The organism is bacterium endosymbiont of Bathymodiolus sp. 5 South, assembly GCF_900128535.1.
In the GTDB taxonomy this organism is placed as follows: domain Bacteria; phylum Pseudomonadota; class Gammaproteobacteria; order PS1; family Pseudothioglobaceae; genus Thiodubiliella.
Window position 1 is genome coordinate 1 of sequence record NZ_FQTR01000045.1, and the last position, 14,213, is coordinate 14,213.

The 14,213-nt window shown below is 39.3% G+C and carries 14 protein-coding genes; 11 read left to right on the forward strand and 3 right to left on the reverse strand.

What is annotated here, in order from left to right; all coding sequences use genetic code 11:
- Positions 1 to 538 precede the first annotated feature (538 nt).
- The 3 genes from BBROOKSOX_RS05780 to BBROOKSOX_RS05785 all read right to left on the reverse strand — a co-directional run bounded on the left by BBROOKSOX_RS05780 (position 539) and on the right by BBROOKSOX_RS05785 (position 4,098).
- Positions 539 to 3,046, reverse strand: a complete 2,508-nt coding sequence (locus tag BBROOKSOX_RS05780; RefSeq protein ID WP_139660286.1) for a galactose-binding domain-containing protein — start codon at positions 3,044 to 3,046, stop codon at positions 539 to 541.
- A 227-nt stretch (positions 3,047 to 3,273) separates the two neighbouring features.
- Complete coding sequence (locus tag BBROOKSOX_RS12460; RefSeq protein WP_373896614.1) at positions 3,274 to 3,543, reverse strand: galactose-binding domain-containing protein; 270 nt, start codon at positions 3,541 to 3,543, stop codon at positions 3,274 to 3,276.
- A complete protein-coding gene (locus BBROOKSOX_RS05785; protein WP_218973704.1) occupies positions 3,544 to 4,098 on the reverse strand; it encodes a hypothetical protein in 555 nt (184 codons plus the stop codon). It abuts the gene before it with no gap.
- A gap of 227 nt (positions 4,099 to 4,325) precedes the next feature.
- On the opposite strand from BBROOKSOX_RS05785, the gene BBROOKSOX_RS05790 reads away from it, so the two are divergent.
- The 11 genes from BBROOKSOX_RS05790 to BBROOKSOX_RS05840 are packed head-to-tail and all read left to right on the forward strand — an operon-like array spanning position 4,326 to position 13,985.
- Positions 4,326 to 4,526, forward strand: coding sequence for a hypothetical protein (locus tag BBROOKSOX_RS05790; RefSeq protein WP_139660289.1), 201 nt, complete (start codon positions 4,326 to 4,328; stop codon positions 4,524 to 4,526).
- Between the two features lie 27 nt (positions 4,527 to 4,553).
- On the forward strand, positions 4,554 to 5,162 hold the full coding sequence (locus BBROOKSOX_RS05795; protein ID WP_139660290.1) for a LemA family protein: 609 nt from the start codon (positions 4,554 to 4,556) through the stop codon (positions 5,160 to 5,162).
- A 14-nt stretch (positions 5,163 to 5,176) separates the two neighbouring features.
- Positions 5,177 to 6,193, forward strand: coding sequence for a M48 family metalloprotease (locus BBROOKSOX_RS05800; RefSeq protein WP_139660291.1), 1,017 nt, complete (start codon positions 5,177 to 5,179; stop codon positions 6,191 to 6,193).
- On the forward strand, positions 6,194 to 6,985 hold the full coding sequence (map, locus tag BBROOKSOX_RS05805; RefSeq protein WP_139660292.1) for a type I methionyl aminopeptidase: 792 nt from the start codon (positions 6,194 to 6,196) through the stop codon (positions 6,983 to 6,985). It abuts the gene before it with no gap.
- A 25-nt stretch (positions 6,986 to 7,010) separates the two neighbouring features.
- The gene (locus BBROOKSOX_RS05810; RefSeq protein ID WP_139660293.1) at positions 7,011 to 7,607 is read left to right on the forward strand and encodes a DUF502 domain-containing protein; all 597 of its coding nucleotides are present in this window, start codon (positions 7,011 to 7,013) and stop codon (positions 7,605 to 7,607) included.
- Between the two features lie 18 nt (positions 7,608 to 7,625).
- Complete coding sequence (gene aspS, locus BBROOKSOX_RS05815; RefSeq protein WP_139660299.1) at positions 7,626 to 9,377, forward strand: aspartate--tRNA ligase; 1,752 nt, start codon at positions 7,626 to 7,628, stop codon at positions 9,375 to 9,377.
- Positions 9,378 to 9,418: 41 nt separating this feature from the next.
- Positions 9,419 to 10,726: an AAA family ATPase gene (locus BBROOKSOX_RS05820; protein WP_139660294.1), complete on the forward strand. Its 1,308-nt coding sequence runs from the start codon at positions 9,419 to 9,421 to the stop codon at positions 10,724 to 10,726.
- On the forward strand, positions 10,723 to 11,238 hold the full coding sequence (locus BBROOKSOX_RS05825) for a hypothetical protein (RefSeq protein ID WP_139660295.1): 516 nt from the start codon (positions 10,723 to 10,725) through the stop codon (positions 11,236 to 11,238). Before BBROOKSOX_RS05820 ends, BBROOKSOX_RS05825 begins: the two co-directional genes overlap by 4 nt.
- A gap of 6 nt (positions 11,239 to 11,244) precedes the next feature.
- On the forward strand, positions 11,245 to 12,207 hold the full coding sequence (gene nadA, locus BBROOKSOX_RS05830; RefSeq protein WP_139660296.1) for a quinolinate synthase NadA: 963 nt from the start codon (positions 11,245 to 11,247) through the stop codon (positions 12,205 to 12,207).
- Positions 12,191 to 12,943, forward strand: a complete 753-nt coding sequence (locus BBROOKSOX_RS05835) for a YebC/PmpR family DNA-binding transcriptional regulator (RefSeq protein WP_139660297.1) — start codon at positions 12,191 to 12,193, stop codon at positions 12,941 to 12,943. The genes nadA and BBROOKSOX_RS05835 overlap by 17 nt, the downstream gene beginning before the upstream one ends.
- A 49-nt stretch (positions 12,944 to 12,992) precedes the next feature.
- A complete protein-coding gene (locus BBROOKSOX_RS05840; RefSeq protein ID WP_180323874.1) occupies positions 12,993 to 13,985 on the forward strand; it encodes a pentapeptide repeat-containing protein in 993 nt (330 codons plus the stop codon).
- Positions 13,986 to 14,213 lie beyond the last annotated feature (228 nt).

A 14,213-nucleotide genomic window follows, 5' to 3' on the forward strand; every position in this document is an offset into this window, starting at 1 on the left:
AATAGGGATGATTAGAAAAATCCAATTTTTGCCCAATTGGTGATTTCTTTAAACCTTGTCCTAGCAGGGCTAAGGCTGGGTTTAAAAAATCGCCAAGTGGGTGAAAAGTGGGTTTTTGATGATTGTTCCTATTTATGCAAAGGTCTCTTATATGGGTTAAATATTATTTTCTGCATTGGAAGAACGCAAACAAATAAGTCTTTTGTTTGTATAAATAGGGAGGATTAGAAAAATTCAATTTTTACCCCATTGTCAATTTCTTTAAACCTTGTTCTGGCAGGACTAAGGCTGGGTTTAAAAAATCACCAAGTGGATGAAAAGTGGGTTTCTGATGATTGTTCCTATTTATACAAAGGTCTCATAGTCTTACCTAGACTATATATTGACAATATCCAAATTAAAACGACATAACTTATTGTTAAAGGTAAGTACCGTTAGTATGCACTACACCACTTACAGATTTACCCATTGAATAATTAACCACCAGTGCATCACAACTTAAGTAAGCAGCAACTGAAACACTTTTACTGCGTTTTCTTTATTTATAAAGATCAGTGTTTATAACTTGAAAATCAGTGCCTATAACTTGAACTTCTGCTAGAGACAGATAGTTCTTGTCAAGTAATTGGATTCTAACATAGCGACCTTGTTTGTCTGATCCGTTTAATTGAATGATTTTTTTGGGATTAGGTGTGACATGAAAGTCTTGTTGATAGGCGTGGGTACTGAAGTCTGCTTTATCAGAAATACTAACTTGGTAGTTGCTTAGTCTGTCTACACAGCAATCAGTGCGGTTGTAGATAATGATTTGACTGATCTTTTTCCTGCTACCTAGATCAACCTGCCACCAAGCGCCTTGTTCATCGTTGGTATGAGTTGTGCTCTTATTTAAGAATTCGCCATCAGTATTACCATCGACTGCAGAACCAGCAATAGTGGGCATGGCGTTTGGATATGTACTGGATTGTGTGGCAGGTTTTCCAAGGGCTAGGTTATAACCAGAGGCATATGAACCTCCATAACCTGGGTCACCCCATGTCCTGATTGAGCCATCGGGCTTAACAGCGCTAAAGGCAAATGCATTTGAATAAATCTTGGTGTAACCTTTGTCAGTGGGTACATTTCTGGGTTTATGCTCTAAGTCCTCCCACACACCCCACAAACTCCCTGAGTCATCCCACGAACCCCCTAGCTCACCCCACGATGTAATCGAACCATCGTCTTTAAGGGCGGCAAAAGCTTGATCGGTTGAATAAATCTTGATATAGCCTTTGTCAGTGGGTGCTTTTTTGCCTCCAAACTTTGGATCTCCCCACGCCTTGATTGAGCCATCGGCTTTAAGGGCAGCAAAGGCGTATGCATTTGAATAAATCCTGATAAAGCCTTTGCCAGCGGGTGCTTTTCCGCCTCCAAAATCAAAGTCTCCCCACGCCTTGATTGAGCCATCGGCTTTAAGGGCAGCAAAGGCATATGGATTTGAATAAATCTTGGTGTAACCTTTGCCAGTAGGCGCGTCTGCGCCTCCAGAATCTGGATTACCCCACGCCTTAATTAAGCCATTAGCTTTAAGGGCAGCAAAGGCATCAGTAGTTGAATAAATATCGGTGTAGCCCCTACCAGAGGGTGCTTTTTTACCTCCAGAATTTGGTTTACCCCATGCCTTGATTGAGCCATTAGCTTTAAGGGCGGCAAAGGCGCTACCTGTTGAGTAAACCTTGGTATAGCCTTTGCCAGTAGGTACATTGGGTGCGTTTTTGCCTCCAAAATATGGGAACCCCCATGTCTTGATTGAGCCATTGCGTGTAAGGGCGGCAAAGGCTTTTCTATTAGAATAAATCTTGGTATAGCCACTGCCAGAAGGTGCACCTGCGCCTCCAGAATGTGGGTTACCCCACGCCTTAATTGAGCCATCGCGTGTAAGGGCGGCAAAGGCACTGGTAGTTGAATAAATCTTGGTGTGTCCACTACCATTGGGTGCATTAGGTGCGTTTTTGCCTCCATACTTTAAGTCACCCCATGTCTCAATTAAGCCGTTGGTTTTAAGGATAGCAAAGGCAGCTGAATTTGAATAAAGCTTGGTATAGCCAAGATCAATGGCAGTGGGTACTTTTTTGCCTCCAGAAGTTAGATTACCCCACGCCATGATTGAGATTGCTCGATCGTCTTTAAAGGCGGCAAAGGCACTCCTATTAGGGTAATTTGGTGCATTGTTAACCCCACCAAAATCACTCTGAGCACTAGAATAATCCACCTCAGAAAAATGCACAGGATCAGTACCCATAACCTGAACTTCTGCTAGAGACAGATAGCCCCAGGTAGGCAACTGGATTTTAACATAACGACCTTGTTTACCTGGCATGTCTAATGTAATGGTTTTTTTGGGATTAGGCGCAACATGAAAGTCTTGTTGATAGGTGTGGGTGCTGAAGTCTGCTTCATTAGAAATACTAACTCGGTAGGCGCTTAGTCTATTTACACAGCAATCAGTACGGTTATAGATAATGATTTTATTAATCTTTTTCTGACTGCCTAGATCAACCTGCCACCAAGGTTTGTATTCAAGCTTGGTGTGGGTTGTACTCTGATTTAAGAAATAGCCATCAGTGTTGCCATCCACTGCATAGCCAGCAACAGGAACGATAGAGTGATATAGATATATGCTGGTTTGTGTGGCATGTTTTCCAAGGGCTAGATTAATATCACCGACACCAACAGCAATAACAACAGTTGCAGTGTCACTAAAGAAGAAGAAAAGACCAAATGCAGTCACAGTATAAGTCACTGGATCAGAGGGAGCAATTGGCGTTCCAGAGATGGTTCCAGTTGCTACATTAAAGGATAAGCCATTGGAAATAGCAGGAGAAATTGAGTAAAGCAATGCAGGTTCACCTATATTAGTGATAGTAACAGGTGTAATAGTAGTTCCAGAAGTAGCGCTAACATGATTAGTGCTGATTGTGATGAGTGGGGTCAACGCAACACTAAAAGCATTTAACGAGACTAAAAAGATGGCAACTGCAAGGAGTTTAGTTAGTTTGTTTGCCATGTTTTTTATTATTAAAAGAATTCACCATAACATTTAAAAACAATTTTGTCAAGGTATTTTTCAAATTTTGCACTTCGCCAGAAGTGTTTAATAGAAAGTGCCATGATAACCTCATTTTAATAGCACTCTAACACCCTCAACCGCTAGTGTGCGTACCTTGAATAATTAACTACCAGCGCACCACAACTTAAGTAAGCAGCAACTGAAACGCTTTTACTGCGTTTTCTTTATTTATAAAGATTAGTGTGTATAACTTGAAAATCAGTGCCTATAACCTGAACTTCTGCTAGAGACAGATAGCCCTTGTCAAGCAACTGGATTCTAACATAGCGACCTTGTTTGCCTGATGCGTCTAATTGAATGATTTTTCTAGGATTGGGTGCAACATGAAAGTCTTGTTGATAAGTGTGGGTGCTGAAGTCTGCTTTATTAGAAATACTAACTTGGTAGTTGCTTAGTCTATTTACACAGCAATCAGTGCGGTTGTAGATAATGATTTACTTGATATCTTTCTTACTACCTAGATCAACCTGCCACCAAGCGCCTTGTTCATATTGGGTGTGGATTATGCTACTGGTATACCAGACACCCATAGTGTTGCCATTAACTGTTTGTGAGGCATGATAGCGATCAGTCTTATAATAATTGCTGGATTGTATGGCAGGCTTTCCAAAGGCTAGATTAGTGGTACCGACACCAATAGTAATAACAACAGTTGCAGTATCATTACTAAAGAAACCATTCGCTGTTACAACATAAGTCACTGGATCAGATGCAACAATTGGCGTTCCAGAGATGGTGATGGTTCCATTTATTACACCAAAGGATAATCCATTAGAAATAACAGGAGAAATTGAGTAATAAGAAGCAGCAACACCTGTATTAGTGATGGTAACAGGTGTAATAGCAGTTCCAGCAGTGGCACCAACATGATTAGTGCTGATTGTGATGAGTGGACCTAGTACAACACTAAAAGCATTTAAAGAGACTGATATGATGGCGACTGCAAGGAGTTTAGTTAGTTTGTTTAGTGAGTTTGTCATGTTTTTCATTTTCAAAGAATAATGATTAAAAAATTTACTGTAGAGACCTTTGCATAAATAGGGATGATTAGTAAAATCCAATTTTTGCCCAATTGGCGATTTTTTAAACCTTGTCCTAGCAGGGCTAAGACTGGGTTTAAAAAATCGCCAAGTGGATGAAAAGTGGGTTTCTGATGATTGTTCCTATTTATGCAAAGGTCTCCTGTAATAGTTAAAAAAAAATTTGTCAAGGTCTTTTGTATAGAAACCTTTGCATATTACAAGCGTTTGATAAGTTGCCTGATATTAGCACAACCAAAACCTATGGGCAGGTCTTTGCTGATAGCACTTATACCAACAAAAACAAGCAAACAACATCCATTCAAACTTTTTTAGAAAATATTTTTGAAAAATTCAATAATTGGAATGAGAGCGAAAAACAAAAAATTATGCTATAATTCAATTCTAAAAATTGGAGGTTTAATATGGAATTCATCACACAAAATTGGTTAATAATCGCTATCCTTGCCATTACGGTTATTTGGGTTGTCAAAATTTACAACAATCTGGTTTCTTATAAAACGCAATACCAAAACGGCTTTGAGCAAATCTCAGTGCAACTCAAGCGTCGCCTAGACTTGATTGGCAATTTGGTTGATGCTGCTAAAAAATACATGGAACATGAAAAAGAAACCTTAATGGCAGTAACACAAGCAAGATCTGGACTGCTGCAAGCAACGCAAGCGGCTGAAAACAATCCAGGCGATGCCAATGTCATGGCAACATTAGCAAGCTCTCAGGCAACATTAGAAGGTGCAATGGGTGGGTTCAACCTAAAGATGGAAGACTATCCTGAACTGAAAGCCAGTGAAAATATGATGCAATTAAGCGAAGAGATGACCACCACAGAAAATCGCATTGCTAGTGCTCGTCAAGGTTATAACGACTTAGTGCAAAAATTTAACGAATACAAAAAATCATTTCCAAATGTTATTTTGGCAGGTTTGTTTGGCTTTAGTGCAGATGCGCAAAACTTAGAATTTAGCGAAAGTCTTGAGCAGCTGAATGAAGCACCAAAAGACTTGTTTAAGTAAAACTTTACACAAACATGGACTTTAGGGAGCACCAAGACCGTGCTAAGAGAAACAGCAGAATCATTTGGTTTTTGTATGTTTTGTTGTTATCAATTTCTTCCCTTTTAATTGGCTGGACTTTTGTAGTTGGGCTTAATTTGGCAGAACTTTATCAGCCCGGTTATGAGCAATACAGTTTTTGGCAGAAATTTTCTGCCAGCAATTCTCGTGCTTTTAATAGTGAACAAATCCAAATTTTGCTTAGTTTTTCTGCGATTGCCTTTATAGTGCAAAGTTTAACAACAGCATTTGGTTTTTTCAAAAAATCAGACGGGCATAAAGTTGCTATTGCCTTTAATGCTCGACGATTAGATGAGGATAGCGCTCATTCTTTAGCAGAAAAACAAGCGCTCAATATTGTTGCTGAACAAGCTTTAGCAGCAAGCGTACCAACACCCAGTTTGTATCTTATTCCAGAACAAGGTATTAATGCTTTTGCTGCTGGAAAAAGCCATAAAAACGCTATCGTCGCAATCACTGAAGGCGCATTAAACACCTTTAGTCGAACCGAGCTCTCAGGGGTTATTGCTCATGAAATAGGGCATATTGTCAATCAAGATATTAAATTAAATATTCAAATATCTGCTTTTGTGTTTGGCTTTACTGCGCTGTTCTTTTTAGCAAGATTTATCTTTTATAATGCGATATACAATCGCAGAATGGATGGGCGAGCCAAGTTAGTCATGTTTGCAATGGCTGCTGTTATCGCTATTATTGGCGCTCTAACGGTATGGATGGGTAGAATATTACAAGCTGCGATGAGTCGGCAAAGAGAATATCTGGCTGATGCCAGTGCAGTGCAATTTACACGATACCCCGATGGTCTAGTACAGGCTTTTGAGGTATTAGAAAATGGTGGAAAATCCACAAAAATGGAAAATCCTTCGTCTAAAGAATACGCCCACGCTATGATGTTTGGCATTGGAGGTGAATTATTTGCCACCCATCCGCCGCTTAGAGAGCGCATCGCTAGAATTCAAAATCAAAAATAAATGGCTATTGACATTAAATCTGTCGATGCAATAGAAAAAATGCGTATTGCTGGACGCTTGGCAGCACAAGTATTAGATATGATTACGCCTTATGTTAAATCAGGTGTTAGCACTGATGAACTGGACAAAATTTGTCATGACTATATTGTCAATGTACAAAACGCCATCCCTGCCCCGCTTAACTATCACGGCTTTCCAAAATCAATTTGCACCAGCATTAACAATGTTGTCTGTCACGGCATACCCGGCGAAAAAAAACTCAAAAAAGGAGATATTATCAATGTCGATATTACGGTTATCAAAGACGATTATCATGGTGATACCTCCAAGATGTTTATCGTTGGCAAATCCAGCGTCAAAGCACAACGCATTTGCCGTATTGCACAAGAATGCTTGTATATTGGCATTCAAAAAGTCAAACCTGGCATTCACTTAGGCGAGATTGGTAAAGCTATCGGCGCTCATGCAATTAAAAATAATTGCGCTATCGTGCGTGATTATTGTGGGCACGGTATCGGCACGACATTTCATGCTGCGCCACAAGTGATGCATTATGATGATGGCAATATCGCTAACAGTCCAATACTTGAAGAAGGCATGACTTTTACCATTGAGCCTATGGTCAACTTGGGCAGTTTTGAAGTAACAACCTCCACCCTTGATAACTGGACAGTAACCACCAAAGACCGCTCACTTTCCGCACAATGGGAACATACAATTTTAGTCACAAAATCAGGCTATGAAATCCTCACACTTAGAGATGAAGAAACAGATATGCCTGTGCTAAAATAATGCTTTTTAAAGTTAGTAAAAACAAGTGTTAAAAAATCTAAGAAATTATTTTGTCGCTGGATTGCTTTTTTGGATTCCATTAGGACTTAGCATTGCACTTATCAAGTTCTTTTTAGAAGCGGTAAACAATCTAATACCTTCACAATATTTACCAACAATATTGTTTGATTTAAGCAGCACCATCCCAGGCTCTGGCATTATTTTAGTGCTGCTTATTATGCTGGTCACTGGCATACTGGTCAATAATTTTATTGGGCGTAAATTACTACAACTTTGGAACAAACTGCTCAATAAAATTCCTGGATTTAGAGGAATTTATAACGCCCTAAAACAACTATCAGATACAGTATTTAGCCCTTCTGGCAAGAGTTTTAAAAAAGCTTTGTTAATACAATATCCTCGCAAGGGGCTATGGACAATTGCTTTTCAAACCAGTGATTATCAAGGTGAAGTCGCAAAAAAAATTGGCAAGGAGTTGGTTAATATTTATGTACCAACCACACCCAACCCTACTTCTGGATTTTTCATTATGCTGGCAAAAGAGGAAGTGATTGAGCTTGACATGAGCGTCGATGAGGCGTTCAAACTGGTTATTTCTACTGGTGTAGTAACACCAACATAAAAAAGGACAAATAAAATGATGAGAACACATTATTGTGGAGAATTAAACAAAGAAAACATAGGTCAAACTGTTGAAATCTGTGGCTGGACAAATCGTCGTCGTGACCATGGTGGCGTTATCTTTTTGGATGTGCGTGATAAACGAGGCATCGTGCAAGTGGTCATCAATCCAGATAATCAGGATTTTGCTTTAGCTGAGACTGTACGCAACGAGTTTGTGTTAAAAATTAGTGGCGAAGTGATTGCCAGAGAGGACAACTTAATCAATGCAAAACTTGCCACCGGTGAAATTGAAATTGTTGCTAAGCAAATTGAGATTCTCAACACCTCTAAGCCCGTACCCTTCCAAATTGATGCACTAGATACCTCAGAAGAAGTGCGCCTTAAGTATCGTTTCTTGGATTTGCGTACCGATGTCATGCAACAGCGTATGAGACTGCGCTCAAAAGTAACGCACTATATGCGTGAGTTTATGGACAATCATGATTTCTTAGATATTGAAACGCCCTTTTTAACCAAAGCAACCCCTGAGGGTGCACGCGACTATTTAGTGCCTTCGCGTACTTACCCTGGTGAGTTTTTTGCTCTGCCACAGTCTCCACAATTGTTTAAGCAGTTGTTAATGATGTCGGGTTTTGAGCGTTATTACCAAATCGTAAAATGCTTTAGAGACGAAGACCTGCGCGCCGACCGTCAGCCAGAATTCACCCAACTTGATGTTGAAACTTCATTTATGAATGAAAATGAAATTATGCAGATGATGGAGGAAATGACCCGTGGGCTATTTAAGTCAGTCATTGATGCAGATTTGGGGGGTAAATTCCCCACCATCACTTACGCTGATGCCATGGATAAATACGGCGTTGACCGCCCTGATATGCGTATCCCGTTAGAGATTGTTGGTATTGATGAACTACTCAGCAACATTGAATTTAAAGTGTTTGCCGAACCCGCCAAAAATCCAAATTCACGCGTCGGTGCAATAAAAATACCTAACGGTGCAACCATCTCACGCAAACAAATTGATAATTACACCAAATTCGTCAGTATTTATGGTGCCAAAGGTTTGGCGTACATCAAGATGAACGAAGATGGTCCCGCCTCGCCAATTTTAAAATTCTTAGGTGCAGCAGTCACACAAAGCATTATTGATAAAGTCAATGCAAAAACCGGTGATATTATTTTCTTCGGTGCAGATAAAATTAAAATTGTGAATGAAGCCTTAGGCAATTTGCGTGAAAAAATTGCCAAAGATTTAGACCTATACACTTGCCAATGGGCGCCAATTTGGGTGATTGATTTCCCTATGTTTGATGCTAATGATGATGGCTCTTTAAGTGCCATTCACCACCCATTTACCGCACCCAGCGTTGACGCCAAAACCCTAGAATCCACTGCCACTACCGCCCTATCTCGTGCTTACGATTTGGTCATTAACGGCTCTGAGGTCGGTGGTGGCTCTATTCGTATTCACCAAGTTGCCATGCAACAAACCGTATTAAAATTATTGGGTATTAGTGATGAAGAAGCACAGGACAAATTCGGCTTCTTGCTCAATGCCCTAGAATACGGCTGCCCTCCTCACGGCGGCATGGCATTCGGCTTAGACCGTTTGGTGATGATTATGACCGGCAGCGATTCTATTCGCGATGTTATCGCTTTTCCTAAAACCCAAACTGCGGCTTGTTTATTAACCAATGCGCCTGCACCCGTACCAAATAAGGTGCTAAGAGAGTTAGGCGTCAAAATAAGTTTGCCCGAAAAAGATTAGATAAACCTCCGGCATAAGTAAAAAATACTTATAATAAAAAAATGAAACTGACAATAAAAAACATTGGTGTTATTAAAGAAGCAGATATTGAATTATCAGGTCTAACAGTTATCGCTGGTGAAAATGATAGTGGCAAAAGCACCGTTGGTAAATTAATGTTTTCTATTACCAAGGCAATTGGAAAATATCAAGATGAATTAGAGGAGAGCAAAGAAAGCGATATTATAAAAACAATAGAGCATATTTATTTCGCTATTAGAGGAGTTATATTTAAAGGCAACGAGTACGAACACGAACATGAACAATCAAGAGAGCTGTTTCATCCGCTCTATTTTAGTGATGAAGTAAATAATAAAGGACTTGAGGCGACAACAAGCAGAATTGAATATTTAAAAGAAAAAAATATTTATAACGATAAAATCGAAAAATTATTTACTGATTTACAAGAGATTATTGGACGAGACTACGATAAAGACTCTGCTATCAAAAGAGCCTTTGGTAAAGTTATTTATTCAGAATTTAGGGGGGTGATTTCCCGTAACAAAACCGAGGCTTCTCATGTAAAAATTACCGAAGGAGAAAGCGGTTGTATTTTAAACATAGAACTTCATAAAAACAATTTAACTAAATTTAACTTACAAGATGATTTATATTTTAATGACAGCGTCATTATTGAAACGCCAATGATACTTAACTTCAGCGAATCCATTCAAAATTCAAAATCACTCTTCGCCGCACAAGACAAAAAAAGCCGTTTACGCTCATTAGGTAGAGCCAATATTGCTTTCCATATTAAAGATTTGGATGCAAAACTTAGAAATTCTGCCTATGAAGAAGACTTGTTTTTTAATTCAAATGACAGTGATTTATATGAAAAAATCACTGGCATTATCAATGGAAAAATAAAATTCGATAAAAAGCGTGATGAGTTTGTATATTCTAAAGGCAAAGAAAGTCACAGTATTGTCAATGTGGCTAGTGGCATTAAGTCGTTCGGTATATTGCAAATGTTGTTATCAGCTCACTTTTTAGACGAAAGAACATTGATTGTGCTTGATGAGCCCGAAGTGCATTTACACCCTAATTGGCAACTAAAATATGCTGAAATTATCACTCTTTTGGTTAAAAATAATATCAATATCCTAGTCACAACACACAGCCCTTATATGATTGAAGCCTTGGAAAGATATGCTGAGAAATATGACATAGAAGACAAAACCAATTTTTACTTAGCTAAAGATGGGATGATTAAATCAGACGACAACAATCAGATTTTATCAAAGGTCTTTGAAACGCTTTCACAGCCCTATTCTGTGTTTGATAAGATGGATGCAGAAAAATTACAATGAGTGCAGAAGGCAAGTTTCAAGCCAAATATTCAGACTGTTTAGAAAATTTTAAAGAGTTGAGTTATGATGATAAAAATAATGAATCTTTGTGTCAAAATACAGTATATAAATACTACAACTTTGATAAAATTGTCAAAAAAGAAGACAAAGATAGTGGGCATCGCCCTGCTTCACCTGACGCACTTATTTTTAAAGGCAAGATAATATATTGTGTAGAGTTTAAAAATTCTTTTAAAGAGAGCGTTCGTGTAAAAGGCATTCAGAATAAACTTCAAGATGGCTATCATGTTCTATCAGGTATTTTTACGGAATTAAAGTTAAAAATTACTGATTATGAACTTATTTTTTGCGTTGTTCATAAAGTTAACAAACCAAACCGAGAGCGCAGATCAACAGAAAATTCATATTCTTTTAGCTTAAAAAAATATGGATTTAACGAAGTTATCACCAACGATGTTAGCTTTTTCAGGCAACAATTTATTGAAAAAATAGGACAAAACCTCTCTTGTTAAATAAAAATGATTGAAAAAATAAAACACCTATTAAAACAAAAAAACGCCGTATTAGTAGCGCACTACTATGTGAGTGGTGATTTGCAAGATTTGGCACAAGAAACAGGTGGGTTGGTTTCTGATAGTTTAGAGATGGCACGATTTGGACAGAACTGTGATGCAGATATTGTCATTGTTGCAGGGGTAAAATTTATGGGGGAGACGGCAAAAATCCTCTCGCCAGAAAAAACGGTATTGGTATTGGATGAAAATGCCACTTGTTCGTTAGACGAGGATTGCCAGATTGAAGAATTTTCCAAATTTTGTGATCAGCATCCCGATAGAAAAGTGGTGGTGTATGCCAACACTTCTGCTGCGGTTAAAGCGCGTGCGGATTGGGTGGTCACTTCGGGTAGTGCACTCAAAGTGGTCAAACACTTGCACAAGCGTGGAGAGAAAATCCTCTGGGCACCTGACAAACATTTAGGGCGTTATGTGCAAAATCAAACGGCTGCGGATATGCTACTTTGGCAAGGTGCTTGCGTGGTGCATGAAAGATTTAAAGCGGATGCTTTGGTAGCGCTTAAAGTCAAACACCCTGAGGCTTGTGTCTTGGTGCATCCGGAATCACCACAAGCTGTGGTAGATTTGGCGGATGTGGTGGGCTCTACTACTGCTTTGATTAACGCAGTCCAAAACCGAGAAGAAACTACTTTTATCGTTGCCACTGACAATGGTATTTTTCACAAAATGCACGCTGTTGCCCCGCACAAAAAACTCATTGAAGCCCCGACAGCCGGTGCAGGTGCAGATTGTGAATCTTGTGCGCATTGCGAATGGATGGCAATGAACAGTTTAGAAAAATTATTAAGTGTTTTACAAACAGGTGAAAACGAGATTAAAATTGACAAAAATATCAATCAACAAGCACAACAATCAATACAAAAATTACTAGATTTTACGGAGACAGAATATGGCAGGACACAGTAAATGGCACAACATTCAACATCGCAAAGGCGCTCAAGACGCTAAACGCGGTAAGATTTTTACCAAATTAATCAAAGAAATTGTCATTGCCGCCAAAGCAGGGGGTGGCGTCATAGAAAACAACCCTTCTCTTAGAATGGTGATTGACAAAGCCTTAGCCGCTAATATGAAACGCGACACCATCGAAAGTGCCGTTAAACGTGGTAGTGGCGATCTTGACGGTGACAACTATGAGGAAGTGCGCTATGAAGGTTACGGGCTAGGTGGCACAGCGATTATGGTGGATACCCTCACAGACAATCGCAATCGCACGGTGGCTGATGTGCGCCACGCCTTCTCTAAGCACGGCGGTAATTTAGGCACTGATGGCTCCGTGGCTTATCTATTTAACAAACAAGGTTTTATTAGTTTTGCATCGGGCGATGAAGATCAAATAATGGAAGTGGCACTTGATGCTGGTGCACAAGATGTCATTAGCAATGACGATGGCTCAATTGATGTGATTACCACCCCTGAGGATTTTTTTACCGTTAAAGATGCATTAACACAAGCAGAACTAGAACCTGGTCACGCTGAGGTAACGATGGAGCCCGCCACAAGAGTCGGGCTAAATCTCGGCGATGCAGAAAAGTTTATGAAACTCATTGAACGCCTAGAGGATTTAGACGACACGCAGGAAGTCTATCACAATGCGGATATTTCTGATGAGGTGATGGCACAGTTGCAATATGACTCTTGAGTCGCTAATAAGCTGGAATATACCTGCTCATCTAATTGCAATCATAAGTTTGTTCTTTATTCACAAACGCTTAAAAAACCAAGAAAGACAAATTGATTTGCAAATTAACCAGCGAGTAGATGGGCGCTTTAATTCAGCCATTGGTTTGTTGGGGTCAAGTGAAACTTCGGCGCGCACAGGTGCAGTTTATGCCTTGCATGAATTGGCACTGGAGGAGGAGAAATATCGCCAGCAAATTGCGCAAATCCTCTGTTCACATATTCGTTCAAAAACCAATGAGCAAGAATATAAAAAAAATCACGAAAAACGCCCATCAAATGAAATTCAAACTACCCTCAATCTTTTATTTAAAAAGAAAGAGCACGGTTTATACGCACAAGATTTTGCAAAAGTAGCAGGCTTTCCTAGAGCAGATTTGTCGCACGCTTACCTTGTGGAGGCGAGTTTTAGTGATACACAGTGTCAAGGGGCGAGTTTTAGGGGTGCTCAGTGTCAAGGGGCGGATTTTTGGAATACACAGTGTCAAGGGGCGAGTTTTTTGAATACACAGTGTCAAGGGGCGTATTTTTGGAATACACAGTGTCAAGGGGCGAGTTTTAGGGATGCTCAGTGTCAAGGGGTGAATTTTTGGGGTGCACAGTGTCAAGGGGCGGATTTTTTGGGAGCACAATGTCAAGGGGCGAATTTTAGGGATGCTCAGTGTCAAGGGGCGAATTTTAGGAATGCTCAGTGTCAAGGGGCATATGCACTTAAAACATTCAGCTTTAGAATTGATAAAAATACTGAGTTTGAAACTTTGCAATTAGAGGGAGAAATTGCCGAAAATGTCATTAAAAATATTGAAAATGCCAAAAAATATTTAAGCGAATTATGGTATGAAGATTTACAAACAATTATCAAAGACAACAAAAGCAAAGAACCAAAATATGGCACGCCAAAGGATTGTACCACAGGCATTTTAGAAGATAGCAAAGAACTTCAAGCCATCATCAAGAAAGACTGGAAAAAATTAGAACAATTAAATAAAAAACAACATGATTAAAACCATCAAAAACATTCAAGCATTAAGTGCATTCAAACAAAAACAGACTAAGTCAAAAACCCTCCAAACTGAGTGTGGCATTAGTCGGTGCACAAGCTGGTATTTCTGATAAGGTGATGGTACAGTTGTGAAAAAAAAATTACTAAATTATCCTGGTAAATTAAAAGAAAACGCAGTTTATGTTGGATTGTTTATAACTTCTATTATTGTTGTTATTGTTTTATATTA

What these genes read in the sequence shown, in the direction of transcription:
- BBROOKSOX_RS05780 (WP_139660286.1), bottom strand. Translation starts at nt 3,046, where the DNA reads ATGGCAAACAAACTAACTAAACTCCTTGCAGTTGCCATCTTTTTAGTC.
- BBROOKSOX_RS05785 (WP_218973704.1), bottom strand. Translation starts at nt 4,098, where the DNA reads ATGAAAAACATGACAAACTCACTAAACAAACTAACTAAACTCCTTGCA.
- BBROOKSOX_RS05795 (WP_139660290.1), top strand. Translation starts at nt 4,554, where the DNA reads ATGGAATTCATCACACAAAATTGGTTAATAATCGCTATCCTTGCCATT.
- BBROOKSOX_RS05800 (WP_139660291.1), top strand. Translation starts at nt 5,177, where the DNA reads ATGGACTTTAGGGAGCACCAAGACCGTGCTAAGAGAAACAGCAGAATC.
- map (WP_139660292.1), top strand. Translation starts at nt 6,194, where the DNA reads ATGGCTATTGACATTAAATCTGTCGATGCAATAGAAAAAATGCGTATT.
- aspS (WP_139660299.1), top strand. Translation starts at nt 7,626, where the DNA reads ATGAGAACACATTATTGTGGAGAATTAAACAAAGAAAACATAGGTCAA.
- BBROOKSOX_RS05820 (WP_139660294.1), top strand. Translation starts at nt 9,419, where the DNA reads ATGAAACTGACAATAAAAAACATTGGTGTTATTAAAGAAGCAGATATT.
- BBROOKSOX_RS05825 (WP_139660295.1), top strand. Translation starts at nt 10,723, where the DNA reads ATGAGTGCAGAAGGCAAGTTTCAAGCCAAATATTCAGACTGTTTAGAA.
- nadA (WP_139660296.1), top strand. Translation starts at nt 11,245, where the DNA reads ATGATTGAAAAAATAAAACACCTATTAAAACAAAAAAACGCCGTATTA.
- BBROOKSOX_RS05835 (WP_139660297.1), top strand. Translation starts at nt 12,191, where the DNA reads ATGGCAGGACACAGTAAATGGCACAACATTCAACATCGCAAAGGCGCT.